Origin of the sequence: Streptomyces alkaliphilus (genome assembly GCF_014141535.1) — a bacterium.
Classification (GTDB): domain Bacteria; phylum Actinomycetota; class Actinomycetes; order Streptomycetales; family Streptomycetaceae; genus Streptomyces; species Streptomyces alkaliphilus.
In genome coordinates, this window is record NZ_VKHT01000965.1 from 1 (window position 1) to 1,878 (window position 1,878).

General features: G+C 73.7%; 1 protein-coding gene. It reads right to left on the bottom strand.

Features of this window, described 5'->3' with window-relative positions:
- Positions 1-388: 388 nt before the first annotated feature.
- The gene (locus FNQ90_RS21530) at positions 389-1,636 is read right to left on the bottom strand and encodes an ROK family protein (RefSeq protein ID WP_182607874.1); all 1,248 of its coding nucleotides are present in this window, start codon (positions 1,634-1,636) and stop codon (positions 389-391) included.
- Between the last annotated feature and the right edge of the window lie 242 nt (positions 1,637-1,878).

Consider the following 1,878-nt stretch of genomic DNA (forward strand, 5'->3'; position numbering starts at 1 on the left):
CTGCGGACGGGTGGGGGCGGCCCTCGGACGGGCGGCGGTGCCGCCGGTTGCCCGTCCGAACGAGCCGCCCCCAGTCCGCCGGACCGGCATGGACCGACCGTGGCATCCCGATGACACCGCAATGACGGCTTCCGGAACGCCGGAACGCCTCGCCCCGGAGGAAGAAGTCCGGATAACCGCACGTCACCGGTGGTGCGCGCAGGGCCGAGCGGTCGCCCACCGGCGCCGCGTGGACCGCCGGACAGGGGGCGTGGGAGCCCGGACCGCGTGCTCCGGCTCTCCGGAAGGAGCCCCCTTCCCCCGGGGGGAGGGGGTACGACCGGTACGGCCCCCGACCGGGTGAGGGGCGGGGTGGACCGTCCGGGCGGCCGAACGGCGGGCCGACCGCTCAGGCCACGGAGGCGGCCCGTCCGACGGCTCGGGCGCGGGCGGCCGCCGCGAGGCGCTCGTCCGCCCGTTCCGGGGCGTACAGTTCATCGGCCAGCAGGACGGCCGCGCCGATCAGTCCCGCCCGGTCACCGAGGCGGGAGGTGACCACCTGGAGATGGGCGGTGGTGCGGGGCATCGCCCGCCGGTAGAGCAACTCCCGGACACCGGTGAGGAAGGGTGGGCCGGCGAGGTCCCCGGCGAGCATGAGCACCCCGGGGTTGACCACCGTCACGACGGTGGCCAGCACGTCGCCCACCACCCGACCGGCCTCGCGGGCCAGTCGCACCGCGTCCGGATGCCCGGCCGCCAGCAGTTCGCGCACCCCGGAGCCGGAGGCGGTGGGCACCCCCTCGGCGGTGAGTCGGGCGGCCAGGGCCCGACCGCTGGCCACGGCGGCCAGACAGCCCCGTGAGCCGCACATGCACGGGGCGTCGGAGGCGCCGGCGGTGCGAATGTGACCGATATCACCCGCTCCGCCGTCGATGCCCCGGTACAGGCCACCGTCGACCACCATGCCGGCACCTATCCCGGTGGAGACCTTCACCAACAGGAAGGCCGCGCAGTCGGGGTGACCGTGTCGCTGCTCGGCCAGCGCCATCAGGTTGGCGTCGTTCTCGACCAGGACCGGCAGCTCCGGGTCGGTGCCCAGGCGCTCGGCGAGGACGGCGCGCAGGCGCTCCGGCAGGGGATGGTCTCCCCAGCCGGGCATGATCGGCGGATCCACCAGGCGCCGGGTGAGCGCGTCCACGGGGCCGGGAACGGACAGGCCCACGGCGCAGATTCGGGGCGCGGTGACGCCCTCGCCCCCCGTCCGGTGGAGGTGGCGTTCGAGCAATCGGGTGAATCGTTCCCCCAAAAGGTCCAACGCCCGGTCGGGACCGTCCGCGATGGAGAGCGGCCCGGCGCTTTCGTCCATCACCCGCCCGGCGAGGTCGAGAAGGGCGACCCGGGCGTTGCGGGTTTCCAGGACCGCGGCGAGGACGAACGCGTGCGAGGCGTCGAACTCCAGTCGTACGGCGGGACGTCCGCCGGTGGAGGACTCGGCGGGGCCGGGGGTCTCGCGGATCCAGCCGGCCCGCAGAAGGGGCTCCAGTCGACCGCCGACGGTCGATCGGGCGAGGCCGGTGACGCGTTGCAGCTCCCCCCGCGTGGTGGCCCGCCCACGGCGGATCAACCCGAGCAGATGGCCCGAACTCGCCTGATTCATCCCTCTGTTCCCCGTCCTCGCCGACGGCGGCGACACCGGCTTCAGCACATCAAGGAAATGTTACGGCAGGACTTTTGACCGTTAAGCCGACGTAACTCTGCGGTATCGTGGCCATAAGCGGTGAAGCCCGACGCCTGTGGAGCCCTTCGTGGACAGCGCGAGACCGACGAGCGACGACCTGCCGGACACCACGGCGGGCCGTGATCTACCCCTGACCTCCCGCGATCCCCGCCCCAAGCACC